Genomic DNA, 16,077 nt, shown 5'->3' with positions numbered 1-16,077 from the left:
AGCGGCGGCGAACCTGGCCGGCCATGCGACAATGACCGGCCTGATCCAGCCACGGTAGTTCCCGGCGTGACCGAAACCGTCGCCGCTCCGCGCACGCTTGATGACACCTTGAAGGATGCGATCCGCAAGGCGTACACGACGCTGCAGGCCAATACCCCCGGCTTCTCCACCCGCCGCTCGCAGAGCCAGATGATCGGCGTGGTGTCGCGTGCGCTGTCGAAGAGTGGCGGTGTGGGTGTGGTCGAGGCACCGACCGGCGTCGGCAAGAGCCTGGGCTATCTCACCGCGGGTGTGCCGATCGCGCTGGCCAGCAAGAAAAAGCTGGTGATCAGCACCGGCACCGTGGCACTGCAGTCGCAGCTGGTCGAGCGGGATATTCCGAATTTCCTGAAGGCCACCGGCCTGGAAGCGACCGTGGCGCTGGCCAAGGGCCGCACCCGCTACCTGTGCACGCGCAATGCTGCCGAGGCGCACGGCGAAGGTGCGCAGGGCGGCATGTTCGAGGATGAGGCGCCGCTGTTCGACCGGCCACTGGCGCCGATCGAGATGGACATCGCCAAGCGTCTCACCGATGCCTTCACCAGCGGCGCCTGGGACGGCGATATCGACAACGCGCCGGAGACCATCAGCCCGGGCCTGCGCAGCCGCATCACCACGCCGGCGTCGGGCTGCGCCGGGCGTCGCTGTGCATACTCGGCGCAGTGCGCGGTGCTGCGTTCGCGCAATACGGTGCGCGATGCGCAGATCGTGGTGACCAACCACGCGCTGCTGCTGTCGGCGCTGTCGATCGGCGACAGCGACAACGGCCAGCCGTTGATCGCACCGCCGTCGGACATGCTGCTGGTGCTGGACGAAGGCCACCACATCGGCAGCGTGGCGATCGACCAGGGCGCGGCCAGCCTGGCGCTGGATGAAATGGCCAAGCGCACCGGCCGCCTGCAGATCCTGATCGCTGGCGCCTACCGCGCGGTCGACAAGGACCGTCTCGGCAACCTGCTGCCGAACGAAGCAATCGAGGTGGCCAGCAACGTGGCCAAGCAGCTGCGCGCGTTCCGTGACCACATCGAGCGGGTGTGGATGCCGGCGCCGGCGGACGAAGAGCCGATGTGGCGTGCGGCCAATGGCCGCCTGCCCGAGGCCTGGCGCGAACCGATCGAGGCGCTGGCCGACGATACCCGCAGCCTCTACAACTGGGCGCATGCCGCCACCGCACAGGTAGCCAAGGGCAAGCCGGACGATGCCGCGCGCGAGCGCCTGCAGCGCAACCTGGGCATGGCGCTGGAAATGATCGAGCAGCAGTACAACCTGTGGCAGGCCTGGCGCCGCGAGGACAAGGACGGCGCGCCGCCGATGGCACGCTGGGTCACCGCCACCCGCGACGGCGACCTGGTGCTGCATGGTTCGCCGGTGTCGGCTGCGCACGTGCTGCGCAAGCTGCTGTGGGATGAAGTGGATTCGGTGGTGATGACCTCGGCGACGCTGACCGGCGGCGGTGACTTCCAGTCGCTGGCGATCGACAACGGCATTCCCGAAGAGGCCGAGATGATCTCGCTGTCATCACCGTTCGACCTGCCCAACCAGGCCGAGCTGATCGTGCCGAAGTTCCCGGTCACCCCCGACGACCGCGAAGGCCATCCCCGCGAGGTGGCGCGCTACCTGGACACCGAGCTGGACTGGGCCAAGGGCTCGATGGTGCTTTTCACCTCGCGCTGGAAGATGGAGAAGGTGGCCGGTCTGATGCCGGCCGCGCGCCGCAAGCAGGTGCTGGTACAGGGCGAGATGTCCAAGACCCGGCTGATCGAGGAACACCTGCGCCGCGTCGAAGCGGGCGAAGGCTCGGTGCTGTTCGGCCTGAACTCGTTCGGTGAAGGCCTCGACCTGCCCGGCGAAGCCTGCACCACCGTGGTGATCACCCAGGTGCCGTTCGCGGTGCCTACCGATCCACAGACCGCCACCCTCAGCGAGTGGTTCGAAGGGCGTGGGCTGAACGCCTTCAACCTGATCGCCATCCCGCATGCGCTGCGCACGCTGACCCAGTTCGCCGGCCGCCTGATCCGCACCTCCACCGATACCGGGCGCGTGGTCATCCTCGATTCGCGGCTGCTGACCCGCCGCTACGGCAAGCGCATCATCGACGCGCTGCCGCCGTTCAAGCGGGTGATCGGCTGAGACGCACCGGTAGCGCTGGGCCATGCCCGGCGGAGAACCTCACCTGCTTTCCGGGTTCCGGCACCCTGGTCCATAGGCCTCCGCGTAGGGTTTGCCGAAGCAGCGCAGCAGTCCATCAAGCACGTCCAGGTTCGGCGGCCACGGCATCTGCACCTGTTGCCCGCCCTCGGTGGTGAAGTGGTAGCGACCGTCCTTGATGTTCTCCGCCATGGCGGTGGGCGTCGGTATCGCGAGCAGCCTCGCACGAGCCCTTTCAAGGGCGCTGCGGTCCTCGCGCAGGAACGCAACCATGCCATCCACATAGGCATTCCAGTATCCCGGGTCACCTCCGTTCACCGGCTTGTGGCTGCGTTCCATCAGCATGATCGCCTGTGCCGTCTGCCCCAGCTCCGCGCGCAGCTGGCCCTCGTGCCACGTGATGATGACATTGCCTGCTGCCTTGGGCAGTGCGCCGTAGGCGGACAGCAGATCGGCAGCCTCGCGGGTACAGCCACGGTCGGCCAGCGTGCGCCAGCCACCTGCCAGGTCCTGATCGAACCGACCGGGCTCCATCGCCAGCATTGCTGTACGGTCGTAGCGGCAGTCGGGCGCTTCTGGCGGTTCTGCCGGCGTGGCCATGGCAGCGGCCAGTGCAAAGGAAAGCAACATCATCTCAACCTCCCTGTCGGTGACCTCCTGACCAACATAACGCATCACGACGGGTAGTGCCGGCTGCTGGCCGGCAACCTCAATGATGTGGGACGCAGTGTGCAGATGCCGGCCGGCGGCCGGCACTACCGCACAGGGATCAATCACCGAGCAGGGTGGTGTTGCGCACGGCGCCCTTGTCGGCGCTGGTGGCGAGCAGGGCGTAGGCCTTCAGCGCACTGGTGACCTTGCGCGGGCGCGGCGCGCGTGGTTTCCAGCCACGCGCATCGGCGTCGGCGCGGCGCTGTACCAGCGTCGCCTCGTCCAGCAGCAGGTCGATGCGGCGGGCCGGGATGTCGATGCGGATGCGGTCGCCGTTCTCCACCAGGCCGATCGTGCCGCCACTGGCGGCTTCCGGCGAGGCGTGGCCGATCGACAGGCCCGAGGTGCCGCCGGAGAAGCGGCCGTCGGTAAGCAGTGCGCACTGTTTGCCGAGCCCCTTCGATTTCAGGTAGCTGGTCGGGTACAGCATTTCCTGCATGCCGGGGCCACCCTTCGGGCCTTCGTAGCGGATCACCACCACTTCGCCCGGCTGCACCTCGTCGGCGAGGATGCCGGCAACGGCGGCGTCCTGGCATTCATAGACGCGCGCGGGTCCTTCGAACACGTGGATCGATTCGTCCACGCCGGCGGTCTTGACCACGCAGCCATCCATGGCCAGGTTGCCGCGCAGCACGGCTAGGCCCCCTTCCAGCGAATATGCATGCGGCAGCGAACGGATGCAGCCTTCGGCGCGGTCCAGGTCCAGCGTCGGCCAGCGCGTGGCCTGGCTGAAGGCCTCCTGGGTGGGGATGCCAGCCGGGCCGGCCTTGAAGAAGGTGTGCAGGGTGTCGTTGTCGCTGCGCACCACGTCCCAGCGTTCCAGCGCTTCGGCCAGGCTGGTGCTGTGCACGGTCGGCACCGAGGTATCGAGCAGGCCGGCGCGGTCCAGTTCGCCGAGGATGCCGAACACGCCGCCAGCGCGGTGCACGTCCTCGATGTGGTACTTCGGCGTGTTCGGTGCCACCTTGCACAGCTGCGGCACGCGCCGCGACAGCGCGTCGATGTGGGTCAGGTCGAAGTCGACGCCGGCTTCCTGCGCGGCAGCGAGCAGGTGCAGGATGGTATTGGTGGAACCGCCCATGGCGATGTCCAGGGTCATTGCGTTGGCGAACGCGGCCTGGGTGGCGATGCCGCGCGGCAGCGCCGACGGGTCTTCGCCGCCGTACCAGCGATGGCACAGCTCGACGATCAGGCGGCCGGCGCGGCGGAACAGCGCCTCGCGGTCGGCGTGGGTGGCCAGCGTGGTGCCATTGCCGGGCAGCGACAGGCCCAGCGCTTCGGTCAGGCAGTTCATCGAGTTGGCGGTGAACATGCCCGAGCAGGAGCCGCAGGTGGGGCAGGCGCTGCGCTCGAACGCCGCCACCTTCTCGTCGGAGGCGCTGTCATCGGCGGCCACCACCATTGCGTCGACCAGGTCCAGCTTGTGCTCGGACAACCTGGTCTTGCCCGCTTCCATCGGCCCGCCGGAGACGAACACCACCGGGATGTCCAGGCGCAGCGCGGCCATCAGCATGCCGGGCGTGATCTTGTCGCAGTTGCTGATGCACACCAGCGCGTCGGCACAGTGCGCGTTGACCATGTACTCCACGGCGTCGGCGATGATCTCGCGGCTGGGCAGCGAGTACAGCATGCCGTCGTGGCCCATCGCGATGCCGTCGTCCACGGCGATGGTGTTGAATTCCTTGGCGACACCGCCGACCTGTTCGATCTCGCGCGCGACCAGCTGGCCAAGATCCTTCAGGTGCACGTGGCCGGGCACGAACTGGGTGAAGGAGTTGGCGATGGCGATGATCGGCTTGTGGAAGTCGCCGTCTTTCATGCCGGTGGCACGCCACAGGGCGCGGGCGCCGGCCATGTTGCGGCCGGCGGTGGAAGTGCGGGAACGGTATTCGGGCATGGCGGGCGGAACGGGCGGGCCGTACGACGTGGGGGTCGCCCGATCATGGCCAATTTTTTCGGTTGCTGCTGCAACCACCGGTGGTGGTCCGGCCGGGCTGCGCCCGGCACCCGCAGAGGCAACGTCCACGTCAACGTCAAAGGCGGGCGCTCCGTGGGATGGCGGGGTGGGTCCGGTGGCAGGACACCGGTGGATCCACGTCATGCGCGGATGATGGGGAATGACGAAAATGAAAGCCCGTTCATCTTTCGCACTTTGCCGATTCCGGTTGCTGGTCCGGATTTGGCATCATTGGGGCATTGATCCGTCGACAGGGCATGAGGCCATGAAACGTTCCCGCACCACCGCGCTGCTGCTGATGAGCGCTGCGCCGCTGCTGCTCACCGCCTGCCAGAAGGAGCCGGAGGTCAAGGTGCAGGAAGGCCTGTATACCTCGGTCGAGGCCTGCACCGAGGCGACCGGTGATCCGTCGTCGTGCCGCAATGCCTTCGCCGAAGCGCAGAAGCAGGCCGCCGACGCGGCGCCGAAGTACGCCAGCCGGGAAGACTGCGAGAAGGACTACAAGCCGGAACAGTGCGTGCAGCAGCACACCTCGGCCGGGACCTCGTTCATCGGCCCGATGATGATGGGCTTCTTCATGTCGCAGATGCTGGGCAACCGTGGCGGCCTGGCGCCGCAGGCGCCGACGTCGGCGCCGGCCTACCAGGACAAGAATGCCGGTTGGGCGCGCGCGGCACCGGGTGGCACCGGAGGCTTGAACACCGCCAGCGGCATCGGCAGCGGCAAGGCCGGCCTGGCCCCGGTCACCAGCGAGCCGAACCGCGCGGTCACCGCCAGCCGCGGTGGTTTCGGTACCACCAGCGCACGCCGCAGCAGCGGCAGTTACGGCGGCTGATCGATCCATGCAGCGCATCCGGATTGCCGCGCGTGCCCAGTGGCGGGCACGCGCGGACGAAGCGGGCTTCCGCTTCCACACCATCGATGGCCAGCCGTACTGGGATGAAAGCGCGTACTACGCCTTCACCCTGCGCCAGATCGAACAGGACATCGAAGACCCCAGCGCCGAGCTGCACCAGATGGCGCTGGACCTGGTCGGCGATGTCATCGGCAGCGAACGGTTGATGGACCAGCTGGCGATTCCGCCGCATTACCGTGACTGGATCGCCGACAGCTGGCGCCAGCGCCAGCCACATCTCTATGGCCGCCTGGACCTGGCCTACGACGGCACCGGCCCGGCCAAGCTGTACGAACTGAACTACGACACGCCGACCTCGCTGTTCGAGGCCAGCTTCTTCCAGTGGCAGTGGCTGGAAGACCAGCGCAACGCCGGCCGCCTGCCGCAGCACGCCGACCAGTTCAACGCGATCCACGAAGCGTTGGTCGAACGCTTCGGCGAGCTGGCCGCCCAGCTGCCGCCGCCGCTGTATTTCAGCGCCGTGGGCAGCTCGGAAGAAGATCGTGGCACCGTCGACTACCTGCGCGACTGCGCCTCGCAGGCCGGCCTGCATGGCCAGGCCATCGCGATCGAGGACATCGGCCTGTCCGGGGACGGCCGCTTCACCGCGCTGGATGATTCGGTGATCGGCACGCTGTTCAAGCTGTACCCGCTGGAAGACCTGATGGCCGAGGAATTCGGCCGCGCGCTGCCCGGCTCGGGCGTGCAGCTGCTGGAACCGGCGTGGAAGGCGGTGCTGAGCAACAAGGGCATCCTGCCGCTGCTGTGGCAGCGCAACGTGGGCCACCCGAACCTGCTGGAAGCGCACTTCGATGACGGCAGCACGCTGGCCTCGGGCTGGGTGCGCAAGCCGCTGTTCTCGCGCGAAGGCGCCAACATCGAGATGCACCTGGCCGATGGCAGCACCCAGCGCAGCGACGGCCCCTACGACGGCCCGGCGATCATCCAGCGCGCGCATCCGCTGGCCCGCTTCGAAGGCGGCTACCCGCTGATCGGCAGCTGGGTGGTGGGCGATCATGCTTGCGGCATCGGCATCCGCGAGGACGACAGCGCGATCACCCGCGACAGCGCGCGCTTCGTACCGCATGCGATCATTGATGAGGCGCCGACGCGGATCTACGTCTGATGGCGGTGCGGCGTTGGCCTGGCCGGCATGGGCGTGCCACGCCCGTGCCGGGTCGGCATTTCGATGACGGGCGCAGCCTGCAGGCCTTCGCGGACCGTGTCGCAGTCTGCTGCCATCGCTGTGACACCCCCGGTTGGGTGATCGCCCGTTGGGAACCTTATCGGTGGACCGCGCGTTTCCGCTGCACCGGTTGCAGCGCTGTGCTGGACAGCGGCGACTGGGTGGGCGCTGTCTGCGTGCTGGGCCGCCAACCCTGTGGATTCTGTGGGCATCAGTGGCTGCAGGTGTGTCGGCGGATTCCCGCCGGCACGCCCGCGCCTGCCTCGTTCCCCGCCCGATGCGCGCAGTGTGATCGCAGCACCGATGTTTCGGTCTCGGTGCGTCCGTTGCGTGACGCCGAGCCTGCCGATCCGCATTTCGGACTGCCGCTGCGCCTGGCCGAATCGACCCGCATGGGCCTGCTTTGGGCTTACAACGCTGAGCATCTGCAGGCGCTGCACGAGTACGCGAGCGCGACGCTGCGCGAGCACCACGGCCATCTTCGATCCATGTTCTCGCGCCTGCCGCAGTGGATGAAGCTGGCCCGCAACCGGGTGTTGCTGCAGCGCGCGGTGGAGCGGTTGCAGCGGCGGTTGCTGCGGGGCGAATGCTGACACGGCAGCCGAGCATGGGCTCGGCTCTACAGGAATCAGGCCTTCCCTAGAGCCGAGCCCATGCTCGGCTCAGAGCAACCCTTCGCGCTTCACTGCCAGGTAGCGTTCCACCAGTGCGCCGGGCAGGGCGTCGGCGGTCACGTCCAGCACCATCACCTTCTCGCTGCGCAGCGCTTCATGCGCCTTTGCACGCTGCTGCAGGTACAGCGCGGCGGCGCCGGCCCGTGCCGCCTCGTCCAGCGTCTGCACATCGCCTTCCAGCGCCGCATCCAGCTCGCGCTCGCGCAGGCTGGCCACGCACACCAGGTGGCGCTGCTGCAGCAGGCGCACAGCCGCCAGCAGGTCTTCGATGTCCTCGTCACGCACGTTGCTGACCAGCATCACCAGCGCACGCCGGCGCTGGCGCAGCGAGACCTCGGTGGCGGCGGCCAGGTAATCGGTGGCCACTGCGCGTGGCTGCAGGTCGTAGCTCGCGCGCAGCAGGTGCTCCACCGTACCCATGCCGCGCTGTGGCGCCACCCAGCGCCGTTCGCCGCCGGCGGCGAACAGCCCGGCGGCGTCGCCCTGGCGCAGCGCCAGGTAGGCCACCACCAGCGAGGCGTTCAACGCATGGTCGAAATGCGAGAGTCCGCCCTCGCTGGCCAGCATGCGCCGGCCGCTGTCGAGCATCAGCAGCAGCTGCTGGTTCTTCTCATCCTGGTACTCGCGCGAGATCAGCTTGCGGGCACGTGCAGTGGCCTTCCAATCGAGTTGGCGCAGGCTGTCACCCACGCGGTACTCGCGCATCTGGTGGAAGTCGGTGCCTTCGCCACGGCGGCGCTTCACGTGCGCACCGACCAGTCGCGAGGCCTGGTCGGCACTGAACAGAGCGAACCGGGTGAGCGGTACGAAATTCGGGTAGACCCGTACTTCCTGCGCTGGTGGCAGGAGGCGCTGCTGCCACCACAACCGCCACGGCGATCGCATGCGCAGGTGCACGCCGTCGAAACGGAAGTGCCCGCGCTGCAGTGGCTGCAGGTGGTAGTGCAGGGTAAAGGCGCGGCCGGCCTGCAGCTGCACGCGTTGCGGCAGCGATTCCAATGGCCAGCCACCGGGCACCCGATCAAATACCTGCACCGTCATCGATGCGTCCGCCTGAAGCCGCAGTGCAGCCCCACGGCGGACGCCCAGCGCCAGCGCCTCGGGCAGTTCACGCTGTACCAGAGGCGAAGGACGCCGCGTCTGCCGCCACAGGTCGAACACGGCCGGCAGCGCGATGACCGCTGCGGCCAGTCCCCAGCTCCAGTGCGGCAGCAATCCGCCCAGCACCAGGCTGCCCAGGGCAGCCCAGGCCAGCAGCAGCACCAGCAGCAGCGGGGCCGGCCTCATCGGCGCGGTGCTTCCACCTTGGCCAGCAGCGCGCCCAGCACGTCATCGGCGTCCTGGCCTTCAATCTGCAGCTCCGGGGCCAGCGCGATGCGGTGGCGCAGCGCCGGGCGGGCGATGTCGCGCACGTCGTCGGGAGTGACGAAGTCGCGGCCGGCCAGAACCGCCTGCGCGCGCGAGGCGCGCACCAGCGCGATGCTGCCGCGTGGGCCGGCGCCGACCGCGATGCCCGGCCATTTCCGGGTGGCGGCCACGATCCGCACCGCGTAGTCGATCACTTCGTCATCGACGGTAATCGTGGCGGTGGCGCGCTGCAGTTCCAGCAACTCGCCGGCGCCGAGCACGCGCGGCACCTGGCTCAGGTCGAAATCGCTGGCGGCGCGGCCACTGGTGATCGCCGTCACCATGCGCTTCTCGTCCTCCAGCTGCGGGTAGTCGATCAGCACCTTCAGCAGGAAACGGTCCAGTTGTGCTTCCGGCAACGGGTAGGTGCCTTCCTGCTCCAGCGGGTTCTGCGTGGCCAGCGCCATGAACGGCGGTGCCAGGGTGAAGGCCTTGCCTTCGATGGTCACCTGGCCTTCCTGCATCACTTCCAGCAGTGCCGACTGGGTTTTGGCCGGTGCGCGGTTGATCTCGTCGGCCAGCAGCAGGTTGGTGAACACCGGGCCGCGGCGGATCCTGAAGCTCTCGCTCTTCGGGTCATACACCGCGTGGCCACTGACGTCGCTGGGCATCAGGTCGGGGGTGAACTGCACGCGGCCGTAATCCAGCTCCAGGGCCTGCGCGAGTGCACGTACCAGCAGGGTCTTGCCCAGCCCGGGCACGCCCTCGATCAGGACGTGCCCACCGGCCAGCAGGGCTACCAGGATCTGGTCCAGCACCTCGGCCTGGCCGATGAAGGCGTGGCCGACGGCGTCGCGGATGGCGTCGACGCGTTCGATCAGGCGGGCACTGGTGGCCGCCGGCAGCTCGGGAACTTCGCTCATAGCAGGGATCTCATCTGGAGCAGCAAGCGGATGCGCTCGCGCAGGGCGGAGGAATCGTGTGGGGGGGGCGGGGTCAGCGCGCTGGCAACGCGGCCCTGCGGCCATTGCAGCAGTTCGGCAATGGCCTGGTCGCGGGGCGGGCCCTCGAGTGCGGCGGCGACCGGCGCACGCAGGCGCAGGCGGTGCAGGAACAGGGCGAGCACCGCGTCGTACAGGCGGGTGCCGTGGCCGTAGCGCAGCAACAGTTCGCCACTGGCGCGCACGTGTTCCAGCAGCGAACGGCGCTCCAGCACCGGTGACGGCAGCACGCTGCCGAAGCGCTGCGAGCGGGCCCACAGCCAGCCCAGCAGGGCCAGCAGCAGGGGCGCCCACAGCGGCCAGCCCTGGTAGAAGAGGCGCGCCCACAGCGACGGCGGGCGGCTGGCATAGACCAGCCAGAACGTTCCCTTGCCATAGTTCGGGTCAAGCAGGTAACGGGCCAGGTCGCGGTGGGAACGATCATGCAGGCCGTCGCTGGGCGTGCCGTTGGCGGCCGCCATGCGGGCCGCCGGTGAGTCCACCTCGCCGCGCATGAATTCCATGTCGGCCAGCACGCTGACCCTGCCCAGGCCATGGCGCAGGCGCGCGAACACCAGGTCACGATCACCGCCCCAGCGCCGCTCGGCCTGCGCACTCGCAGCGAAGCCGAGGGTGAAGCGGCGACCATTGCAGAATTCGACGTGGCCCGGATCGTCCTCGACGTGGAACGGCTGGCAGTCACTGCGCTGGAACAGGCTGTTCACGCCCAACTGGTCCAGCAACGGGCCCTGCGTGCTGCCCGCGTTGTCTTCGGCCGGTGGCGGCGTGCGTACCAGCAGATGGCCGCCGTCCTCGACCCAATCCAGCAGTGCCTTGGCCACCGGCGCCGGCAGTTCGCCGCTGTCCTGCAGCAGCACCACCGTGTCGTGCGCTCCCAACGCCATCTGCGTCAGCTCCAGCCGTGGCCGCGACTGCACCTCGGCGCCGTCGGCACGCAGCGCCTGGCCCAGCACGTACAACGGGTTGTAGGCGGCCTCGCCCTGTGGCGGCAGGTGCACGGTCTCGGTCACCCGCTCGTGCGTGCGCAGAAAGAGGATGGTCAGCGGGACGCCGAACAGCACTACCCCGCCCAGCAGCAGCGACCAGAACAGGCGCGGGCTCATGCCTGCCACCCATAGTGTTGGCGCAGGGTGGCAGCCAACGCGTCGAACTCGCCGCGGCTGGGCAGGCGGCCGCCGTAGGCGGCGTACTGCCACATGCGCACGATGCGCGCGAACAGGTCGCGGTCGGTCGCGTCGGGCATGCGCCGCGAGGCACGCAGGCACTGCGCTTCGGTGGCGCCGGGTGGAAGTGCGATGCCGCTGCGCTCGCCCACGGTGCGCACGCTGGCGCGGTACAGCAGGGCCAGCGCCTGCCGCGGCCGGCCCTGGTCCCACAGCAGGCCGGCCTGGGTGGCCACGTCGGGCGGCAGCACCACCGGCAGCTCGACCTGTTCCTCCCGTACCGCCGGTGCCGCTTCAGCCTTGCGTCGGCCACTGCCGCGCAACCACGGCAGCCACAATCGCGCGGTCAGCAGCAGCACCAGCAGCAGGATGCCGAGCAGGCCCCACAGGCCCCATTCGGCCAGCCGCGCCAACCAGGCGATGCCGGTCTTGCGGGTGTTGCGCCCGTTCTTGTGGGTGGCGTCATTCTGCGGCGCCTTGTCTTCCTTCTTCCCTTCCTCGGCCTGTTCGATCGGCTTCCAGCGCGTGACCTGGCGGGTCGGGCGCTGCAGCGGATCCTCATAGGCGCGGTTCACTGCCTGGCGGAAGCCGGCGGTATCCACCGGCGCTGCACCGAAGATCATCGCCGGCGTATTGGCGGGGTCGTTGGCCGCGGTGGCCGGCTCCTCCGCACTGTCTTCGTCCTCTTCGGCGTCGTGGGCCTGCTCAGCGGCTGCCTGCGCGTCCTGCGCGCGCACTGGCGCGGAGGCCAGCGGCAGGGCAAGGCAGAGCAGCAGCGCCAGCGTCGATGCAGCCGGCAGCAGCCGCTCGCGCAGGCGGCGCAGCGCGATTTCGACGTCCCACGCTTCCATCTGCGTACGCCGGTTCAGGTACAGGCCGAAGCCGGCGCCGACGTAGAACGGGCCGATCAGCACCGAGGCCAGCCAGCAGGCCAGGTTGAAGCCGAACAGCACCCACGCTGGAGTGTCCTCGCCGATCATGTCCCATGCGGCGCGCCACGACTCGGACATCAGGTCCAGCGGCATGAACATGAACACTGCGCCGATCGCACCGGCCACCAGCACCGCTTCGAAGGCCATGCAGCTCACGGTCAGCACCATCGCCGCGCCCGCCGCACCGGACGCCACTGCGCGGCGGCGTGCACCGCGCTGCGCCGGCGCATTGCCCTCCAACAGGTTGACTGGCAGGCACAGGCTGCGCAGCACGCTGAAGCGTCGCCACCCCAGGTAGCCCCAGAATCCCCCGTTGCCCCAGTTGTGCTGCGCGCGCAGCGCGGCCCACGTACCCACTGGTTCGCCGAAGATGCCGCGCGACAGCACGTACAGCGGTGCACGCTCGAACAGCGGCTTGCACCACCACATTGCCAGCCAGGCCCAGCCGAACGCATCCAACCACGCGCCCAGCGCATTGAAGATCACGAACAGCGGCGCACTGGCCAGCAGCCAGCTGCCCCACACGGCACGCGCATGGCGGCGGGACAGGGCACTGCCCAGCTCCATCGCTTCCCAGCCGCTGCGTGCGCGCAGCACCACGTCCAGGCGATCAATGCGCATCGCCACCCCCGCGTCCACCGCGCCACAGCCACAGCAGCACGCCTGCCCACAACATGCCCGCCACGCTGAACTTGCCCCACGCCGGTATGTCGCCAATCGACGACCAGAAGGCTTCGATGAAGGCTGCAACCAGCAGCATGAACGCTACGCCCAGGCACAGCCGGGCGCCGATGCGGCCGCCTTCGACCAGCGCATCGCGGCGGCGGCGCCGGCCCGGTGCCAGCAACCGCATGCCCAGCTGCAGGCCGGCGCCGCCGGCGATCACGATCGCGGTCAGTTCGAACGCGCCGTGGCCGACCACGAAGCGCCAGAAGGGATCGCCATGGCCGATATGCTGCAGGTGGCCGGCGACCGCGCCGATGGTCACGCCGTTGAACAGCAGCACCAGCAGCGTGCCGAGCCCGGCCAGCAGGCCGCTGGCGAAGGTACGCAGGGCGATGCTGATGTTGTTCATGATGTAGTGGCCGAACATCATCCAATCGGTGCCGCTGTCGCGTCCCAGGCGTTCGGCCGCAGGATCGTACATTCGCTCCATTTCGGCGATCTGGCGGTTGTCCATCAGCGAGTGGATCAGGTCCGGGTAGGCCTGCACCAGCACGAAGCAGGCCACCGCCGGCAGCGCGAACATCGCCAGAGCCACCCACATGCTGCGGGCCTGGCTGCGCACCAGCAGCGGGAAGTCGGCGACCAGGAACTCCAGCGCACTGCGCCAGCGCGTCGGCGGCGTGCGGTACAGCACGCTGTGGCCCTGCTGCATGAGCTGCTGCAGGCGTTGCACCAGTTGCGGGCTGTAGCCGCGCTCGCGCGCCAGCGCCAGTTGCTGGCACAGGCGACGGTAGCGTTGCGGAAACGCATCGTCGTCCAGGGCCAGGCCGCTGGCCTGCCGGCGCGCGCGGCGCGAGGCGCCGGCGCGGCGCTGCAGCCACTGCTCCAGTTCCTGCCATTCCTGCTGATAGCGGGCGACGAACTGTTCCTGCTTCATCGCCGCCCCAGCAACCAGTTGGCCATCGCATACAACCGCAGCACGCCGACTTGGCCATGGGTGCCGGTGAGCGGCTCGGCGATGCCGGCCAGCTCCTGCTGGCGCGCGGCCGACAGCCGCGGCGCGCGTTCGGCGAAGGCCATCAGCGCGGCCTGCTCCTCCGGGCGCAGGGGCTGGGGTGGGACCAGCACGCTGTCGATGGTCGGCGGCGGCGGCAGGTACAGCACTGGCGCATGCACCACCACGGTACCTGCCACCAGGTCGCCGAGGCGGCGGCCATGCGGATCGAACAGGCTGCTGACCAGGCCCAGCGCGTAGCCGAACGGCAGCATGTCCACCGTGCGCAGCAGGTTGCGGGTGATCGATGCCATCCAGCCGACCGGCGCACCGTCGCGGGACAGCACGCGCAGGCCCAGTGCGCGCTTGCCCAGGGTACGGCCCCACAGCGCCTCACAGATGATCGGATAGGCCCAGTAGACCAGGAACATCAACGCCAGATAGAGACCAGAGCCGAATGAGTCGAGCAGCGCCAGCGGGAACGACAGCACCCCCAGCACGGCGATGCGCACGCCAAGGTCGACCAGCCAGGCCATCGCCCGCGGCAGCGGGCCGGCCGCCGGCAACTGCAGCAGCACGCCCTCCGGCGTCACCACCTCACGGTAGGTATCGAGCATCGGTGCGGCCATCAGCGTGATGGCCTTCGTTGTGGGTGCCGGAGTCCTCTCCGGCAGGCAACCACAGGCATGGGGGTCTCGACAGGTCCTGGTCGGGCCCAGACTTTAGCAGAGCCGGGTGGCGGCGTCGGGTGCTCAGCCCAGGTATTCGTCCTTCAGCCGGACGTAGTGATCGGCCGAGTAGTGCAGCGACTCGATCTCCCCGTCGCTCAGCATGCGTGCCGGGCGTGCCGGGTTGCCCACCCACAGCTCGCCTTCGCCCACCACCTTGCCCGGGCCGACTACCGCCCCGGCGCCGACGAAGCCGTGGCGCTCCACACGGGCACCATCGAGGATGCAGGCACCCATGCCGATCAGGCTGTAATCGCCAATGCTGCAGGCGTGGATGATGCAGCCATGGCCCACGGTCACGCCCTCACCGATCAGGGTCGGGTAGCCGGCCCTGTTGTAGGGGCTGTGGTGGCTGACGTGGATGATAGTGCCATCCTGCACGTTGGTGCGTGCACCGATTCGAACATGGTTGACGTCACCCCGGATGATCGTGCCCGGCCATACCGACACGTCGTCGGCCAGTTCTACATCGCCGATGACCGTGCAGGCCGGATCGATGTACACGCGCTCGCCGAGGACGGGCATCTTGTCGCGGAAGGGGCGCAGCGGGTTCATCGGTGTCTCCGGAAATCAAGGCGTTCGCGACGATGATACCTGCGTGGCCTGCACGCCACGTGCTTACCGCAGGGTAATGGCGGCCGCTCGGCAACCTCATGGGCGTACCTGGATTTCTGCGGTTGCCGGCCAGCGGCCGGCACTACCAGACGCAGGCGCGGCCCATCATGCGGGCGCGTGCGTGGCCAGCATCCGCCGGAACAGTTCGTCCAACCACGCCGCGTCGCCATGGCCGGCCGGCAGCTGCGGCGCCGCGGCGCGGATCGCCAGTTCATGATCGATGAAATCGCTGATGGCCGCGATGCGCGGCCCGGCGGCAAGTTCGGCACTGCCCCGCTTGACCACCAACAACGCATCGACCGCCTCGCGTACGGGGCCGCGCGGCAGCGAGCGCTCCAGCAGGTCCTCGAACGCCATCGGTGGCGGCGTCCGCTCGTGCTCGATCCACTGGCAGGCCAGGAGCGGGCGAAGCACGTACAGGTATTTCTTGGTGCGCACCGTATCACCACGCAGATAACCGCGATGGTTGGAGCGCGCCATGTTGCAGTAGTGCCACCACGCGCCCAGTGGCGAATAGAAATGCTCGGCAGCCTGCCTCAGCAGCGCCACGGCACCGGCATCCTGCTGGTAGATGATCGGCGAGCGCAGCCACTCGATCAGCGTCGGGTTGGATTTTGAAACCAGGCGTAGCGCTTTGCGCAGGTCCCAGCCGCTGACATCCAGCTCATCGTCGATCGGCAGCTCGATGACATCGCGCTGCGCTTCGCCGGGCCCGGTGGCTTCGTTCACGCTCAGGTACCACGGCTGGCGGTGCACGTAGATGAAGCGTGCGTCGTAGTCGCTGTCAGGCGAGGAAAAGCCCCAACCACGGCTGCCCGATTCGCAGGCCAGCAGCACACGCACATCATGCGTGCGCTCGATGCCGGCCAGAGTGGCCAGGATGGCGGCGCGCTTGTCCGGCGCGATCGGGTGGAGACCGTCCATGCTGCACATTTCCCTGGTGGCGAGTGTGCCCGACTTTAGCGCACGAACGACCATCCACGATGCACGGCGTGCCTGTGTGGAAGTGCTTCGTGGATTC

Annotated in this window: 14 protein-coding genes; 4 read left to right on the top strand and 10 right to left on the bottom strand. The window is 68.6% G+C overall.

The window, feature by feature from the left end; translation table 11 throughout:
• Nucleotides 1-66 precede the first annotated feature (66 nt).
• Nucleotides 67-2,169, top strand: coding sequence for an ATP-dependent DNA helicase DinG (gene dinG, locus A9K58_RS05075; RefSeq protein WP_065198307.1), 2,103 nt, complete (start codon nt 67-69; stop codon nt 2,167-2,169).
• Between the two features lie 39 nt (nt 2,170-2,208).
• Here dinG and A9K58_RS05070 read toward each other — a convergent pair whose 3' ends face one another.
• Both A9K58_RS05070 and ilvD read right to left on the bottom strand, forming a co-directional pair.
• Nucleotides 2,209-2,820: a hypothetical protein gene (locus A9K58_RS05070; protein ID WP_065198455.1), complete on the bottom strand. Its 612-nt coding sequence runs from the start codon at nt 2,818-2,820 to the stop codon at nt 2,209-2,211.
• Nucleotides 2,821-2,956: 136 nt separating this feature from the next.
• Nucleotides 2,957-4,795 (bottom strand): dihydroxy-acid dehydratase, encoded by a 1,839-nt coding sequence (ilvD, locus tag A9K58_RS05065; protein ID WP_065198306.1) that lies wholly within the window; start codon nt 4,793-4,795, stop codon nt 2,957-2,959.
• A 325-nt stretch (nt 4,796-5,120) separates the two neighbouring features.
• Here ilvD and A9K58_RS05060 point away from each other — a divergent pair, with 325 nt between their 5' ends.
• Genes A9K58_RS05060 through A9K58_RS05050 form a run of 3 tightly spaced genes read left to right on the top strand, consistent with a single transcriptional unit; the run spans nt 5,121 to nt 7,529 of the window.
• Nucleotides 5,121-5,690, top strand: coding sequence for a DUF1190 domain-containing protein (locus A9K58_RS05060; protein ID WP_065198305.1), 570 nt, complete (start codon nt 5,121-5,123; stop codon nt 5,688-5,690).
• A 7-nt stretch (nt 5,691-5,697) separates the two neighbouring features.
• Nucleotides 5,698-6,876, top strand: a complete 1,179-nt coding sequence (locus A9K58_RS05055) for a glutathionylspermidine synthase family protein (protein WP_065198304.1) — start codon at nt 5,698-5,700, stop codon at nt 6,874-6,876.
• Entirely contained in the window at nt 6,876-7,529 is a 654-nt protein-coding gene (locus tag A9K58_RS05050; RefSeq protein ID WP_065198303.1) for a hypothetical protein, read from the top strand. Before A9K58_RS05055 ends, A9K58_RS05050 begins: the two co-directional genes overlap by 1 nt.
• Before the next feature lie 69 nt (nt 7,530-7,598).
• Here the strand turns inward: A9K58_RS05050 and A9K58_RS05045 are convergent, their stop codons facing one another.
• The 8 genes from A9K58_RS05045 to A9K58_RS05010 form a co-directional block, all read right to left on the bottom strand.
• Entirely contained in the window at nt 7,599-8,897 is a 1,299-nt protein-coding gene (locus A9K58_RS05045) for a DUF58 domain-containing protein (RefSeq protein ID WP_065198302.1), read from the bottom strand.
• On the bottom strand, nt 8,894-9,880 hold the full coding sequence (locus tag A9K58_RS05040) for an AAA family ATPase (RefSeq protein ID WP_065198301.1): 987 nt from the start codon (nt 9,878-9,880) through the stop codon (nt 8,894-8,896). Before A9K58_RS05040 ends, A9K58_RS05045 begins: the two co-directional genes overlap by 4 nt.
• Complete coding sequence (locus A9K58_RS05035) at nt 9,877-11,061, bottom strand: DUF4350 domain-containing protein (RefSeq protein WP_065198300.1); 1,185 nt, start codon at nt 11,059-11,061, stop codon at nt 9,877-9,879. Before A9K58_RS05035 ends, A9K58_RS05040 begins: the two co-directional genes overlap by 4 nt.
• The gene (locus tag A9K58_RS05030; protein WP_065198454.1) at nt 11,058-12,674 is read right to left on the bottom strand and encodes a DUF4129 domain-containing protein; all 1,617 of its coding nucleotides are present in this window, start codon (nt 12,672-12,674) and stop codon (nt 11,058-11,060) included. Before A9K58_RS05030 ends, A9K58_RS05035 begins: the two co-directional genes overlap by 4 nt.
• Nucleotides 12,664-13,656, bottom strand: coding sequence for a stage II sporulation protein M (locus A9K58_RS05025; protein WP_065198299.1), 993 nt, complete (start codon nt 13,654-13,656; stop codon nt 12,664-12,666). Before A9K58_RS05025 ends, A9K58_RS05030 begins: the two co-directional genes overlap by 11 nt.
• Nucleotides 13,653-14,342, bottom strand: coding sequence for an RDD family protein (locus A9K58_RS05020; RefSeq protein ID WP_065198298.1), 690 nt, complete (start codon nt 14,340-14,342; stop codon nt 13,653-13,655). The genes A9K58_RS05025 and A9K58_RS05020 overlap by 4 nt, the downstream gene beginning before the upstream one ends.
• A gap of 123 nt (nt 14,343-14,465) precedes the next feature.
• The gene (locus A9K58_RS05015; RefSeq protein ID WP_065198297.1) at nt 14,466-14,996 is read right to left on the bottom strand and encodes a gamma carbonic anhydrase family protein; all 531 of its coding nucleotides are present in this window, start codon (nt 14,994-14,996) and stop codon (nt 14,466-14,468) included.
• 165 nt (nt 14,997-15,161) lie between these two features.
• Nucleotides 15,162-15,980 carry a nucleotidyltransferase domain-containing protein gene (locus tag A9K58_RS05010; protein ID WP_065198296.1) on the bottom strand — a complete coding sequence of 273 codons (819 nt, stop codon included), beginning with the start codon at nt 15,978-15,980 and terminating at the stop codon, nt 15,162-15,164.
• Nucleotides 15,981-16,077: the final 97 nt, after the last annotated feature.

Origin of the sequence: Stenotrophomonas maltophilia, from assembly GCF_001676385.1 — a bacterium.
In the GTDB taxonomy this organism is placed as follows: domain Bacteria; phylum Pseudomonadota; class Gammaproteobacteria; order Xanthomonadales; family Xanthomonadaceae; genus Stenotrophomonas; species Stenotrophomonas maltophilia_J.
This window is presented reverse-complemented; position numbering and strand designations above follow the sequence as displayed.

Bases quoted from the DNA above. Each gene is read 5' to 3' on its own strand.
- A9K58_RS05070 (WP_065198455.1), bottom strand. From the start codon at position 2,820: ATGATGTTGCTTTCCTTTGCACTGGCCGCTGCCATGGCCACGCCGGCA.
- ilvD (WP_065198306.1), bottom strand. From the start codon at position 4,795: ATGCCCGAATACCGTTCCCGCACTTCCACCGCCGGCCGCAACATGGCC.
- A9K58_RS05060 (WP_065198305.1), top strand. From the start codon at position 5,121: ATGAAACGTTCCCGCACCACCGCGCTGCTGCTGATGAGCGCTGCGCCG.
- A9K58_RS05055 (WP_065198304.1), top strand. From the start codon at position 5,698: ATGCAGCGCATCCGGATTGCCGCGCGTGCCCAGTGGCGGGCACGCGCG.
- A9K58_RS05050 (WP_065198303.1), top strand. From the start codon at position 6,876: ATGGCGGTGCGGCGTTGGCCTGGCCGGCATGGGCGTGCCACGCCCGTG.
- A9K58_RS05045 (WP_065198302.1), bottom strand. From the start codon at position 8,897: ATGAGGCCGGCCCCGCTGCTGCTGGTGCTGCTGCTGGCCTGGGCTGCC.
- A9K58_RS05040 (WP_065198301.1), bottom strand. From the start codon at position 9,880: ATGAGCGAAGTTCCCGAGCTGCCGGCGGCCACCAGTGCCCGCCTGATC.
- A9K58_RS05035 (WP_065198300.1), bottom strand. From the start codon at position 11,061: ATGAGCCCGCGCCTGTTCTGGTCGCTGCTGCTGGGCGGGGTAGTGCTG.
- A9K58_RS05030 (WP_065198454.1), bottom strand. From the start codon at position 12,674: ATGCGCATTGATCGCCTGGACGTGGTGCTGCGCGCACGCAGCGGCTGG.
- A9K58_RS05025 (WP_065198299.1), bottom strand. From the start codon at position 13,656: ATGAAGCAGGAACAGTTCGTCGCCCGCTATCAGCAGGAATGGCAGGAA.
- A9K58_RS05020 (WP_065198298.1), bottom strand. From the start codon at position 14,342: ATGGCCGCACCGATGCTCGATACCTACCGTGAGGTGGTGACGCCGGAG.
- A9K58_RS05015 (WP_065198297.1), bottom strand. From the start codon at position 14,996: ATGAACCCGCTGCGCCCCTTCCGCGACAAGATGCCCGTCCTCGGCGAG.
- A9K58_RS05010 (WP_065198296.1), bottom strand. From the start codon at position 15,980: ATGGACGGTCTCCACCCGATCGCGCCGGACAAGCGCGCCGCCATCCTG.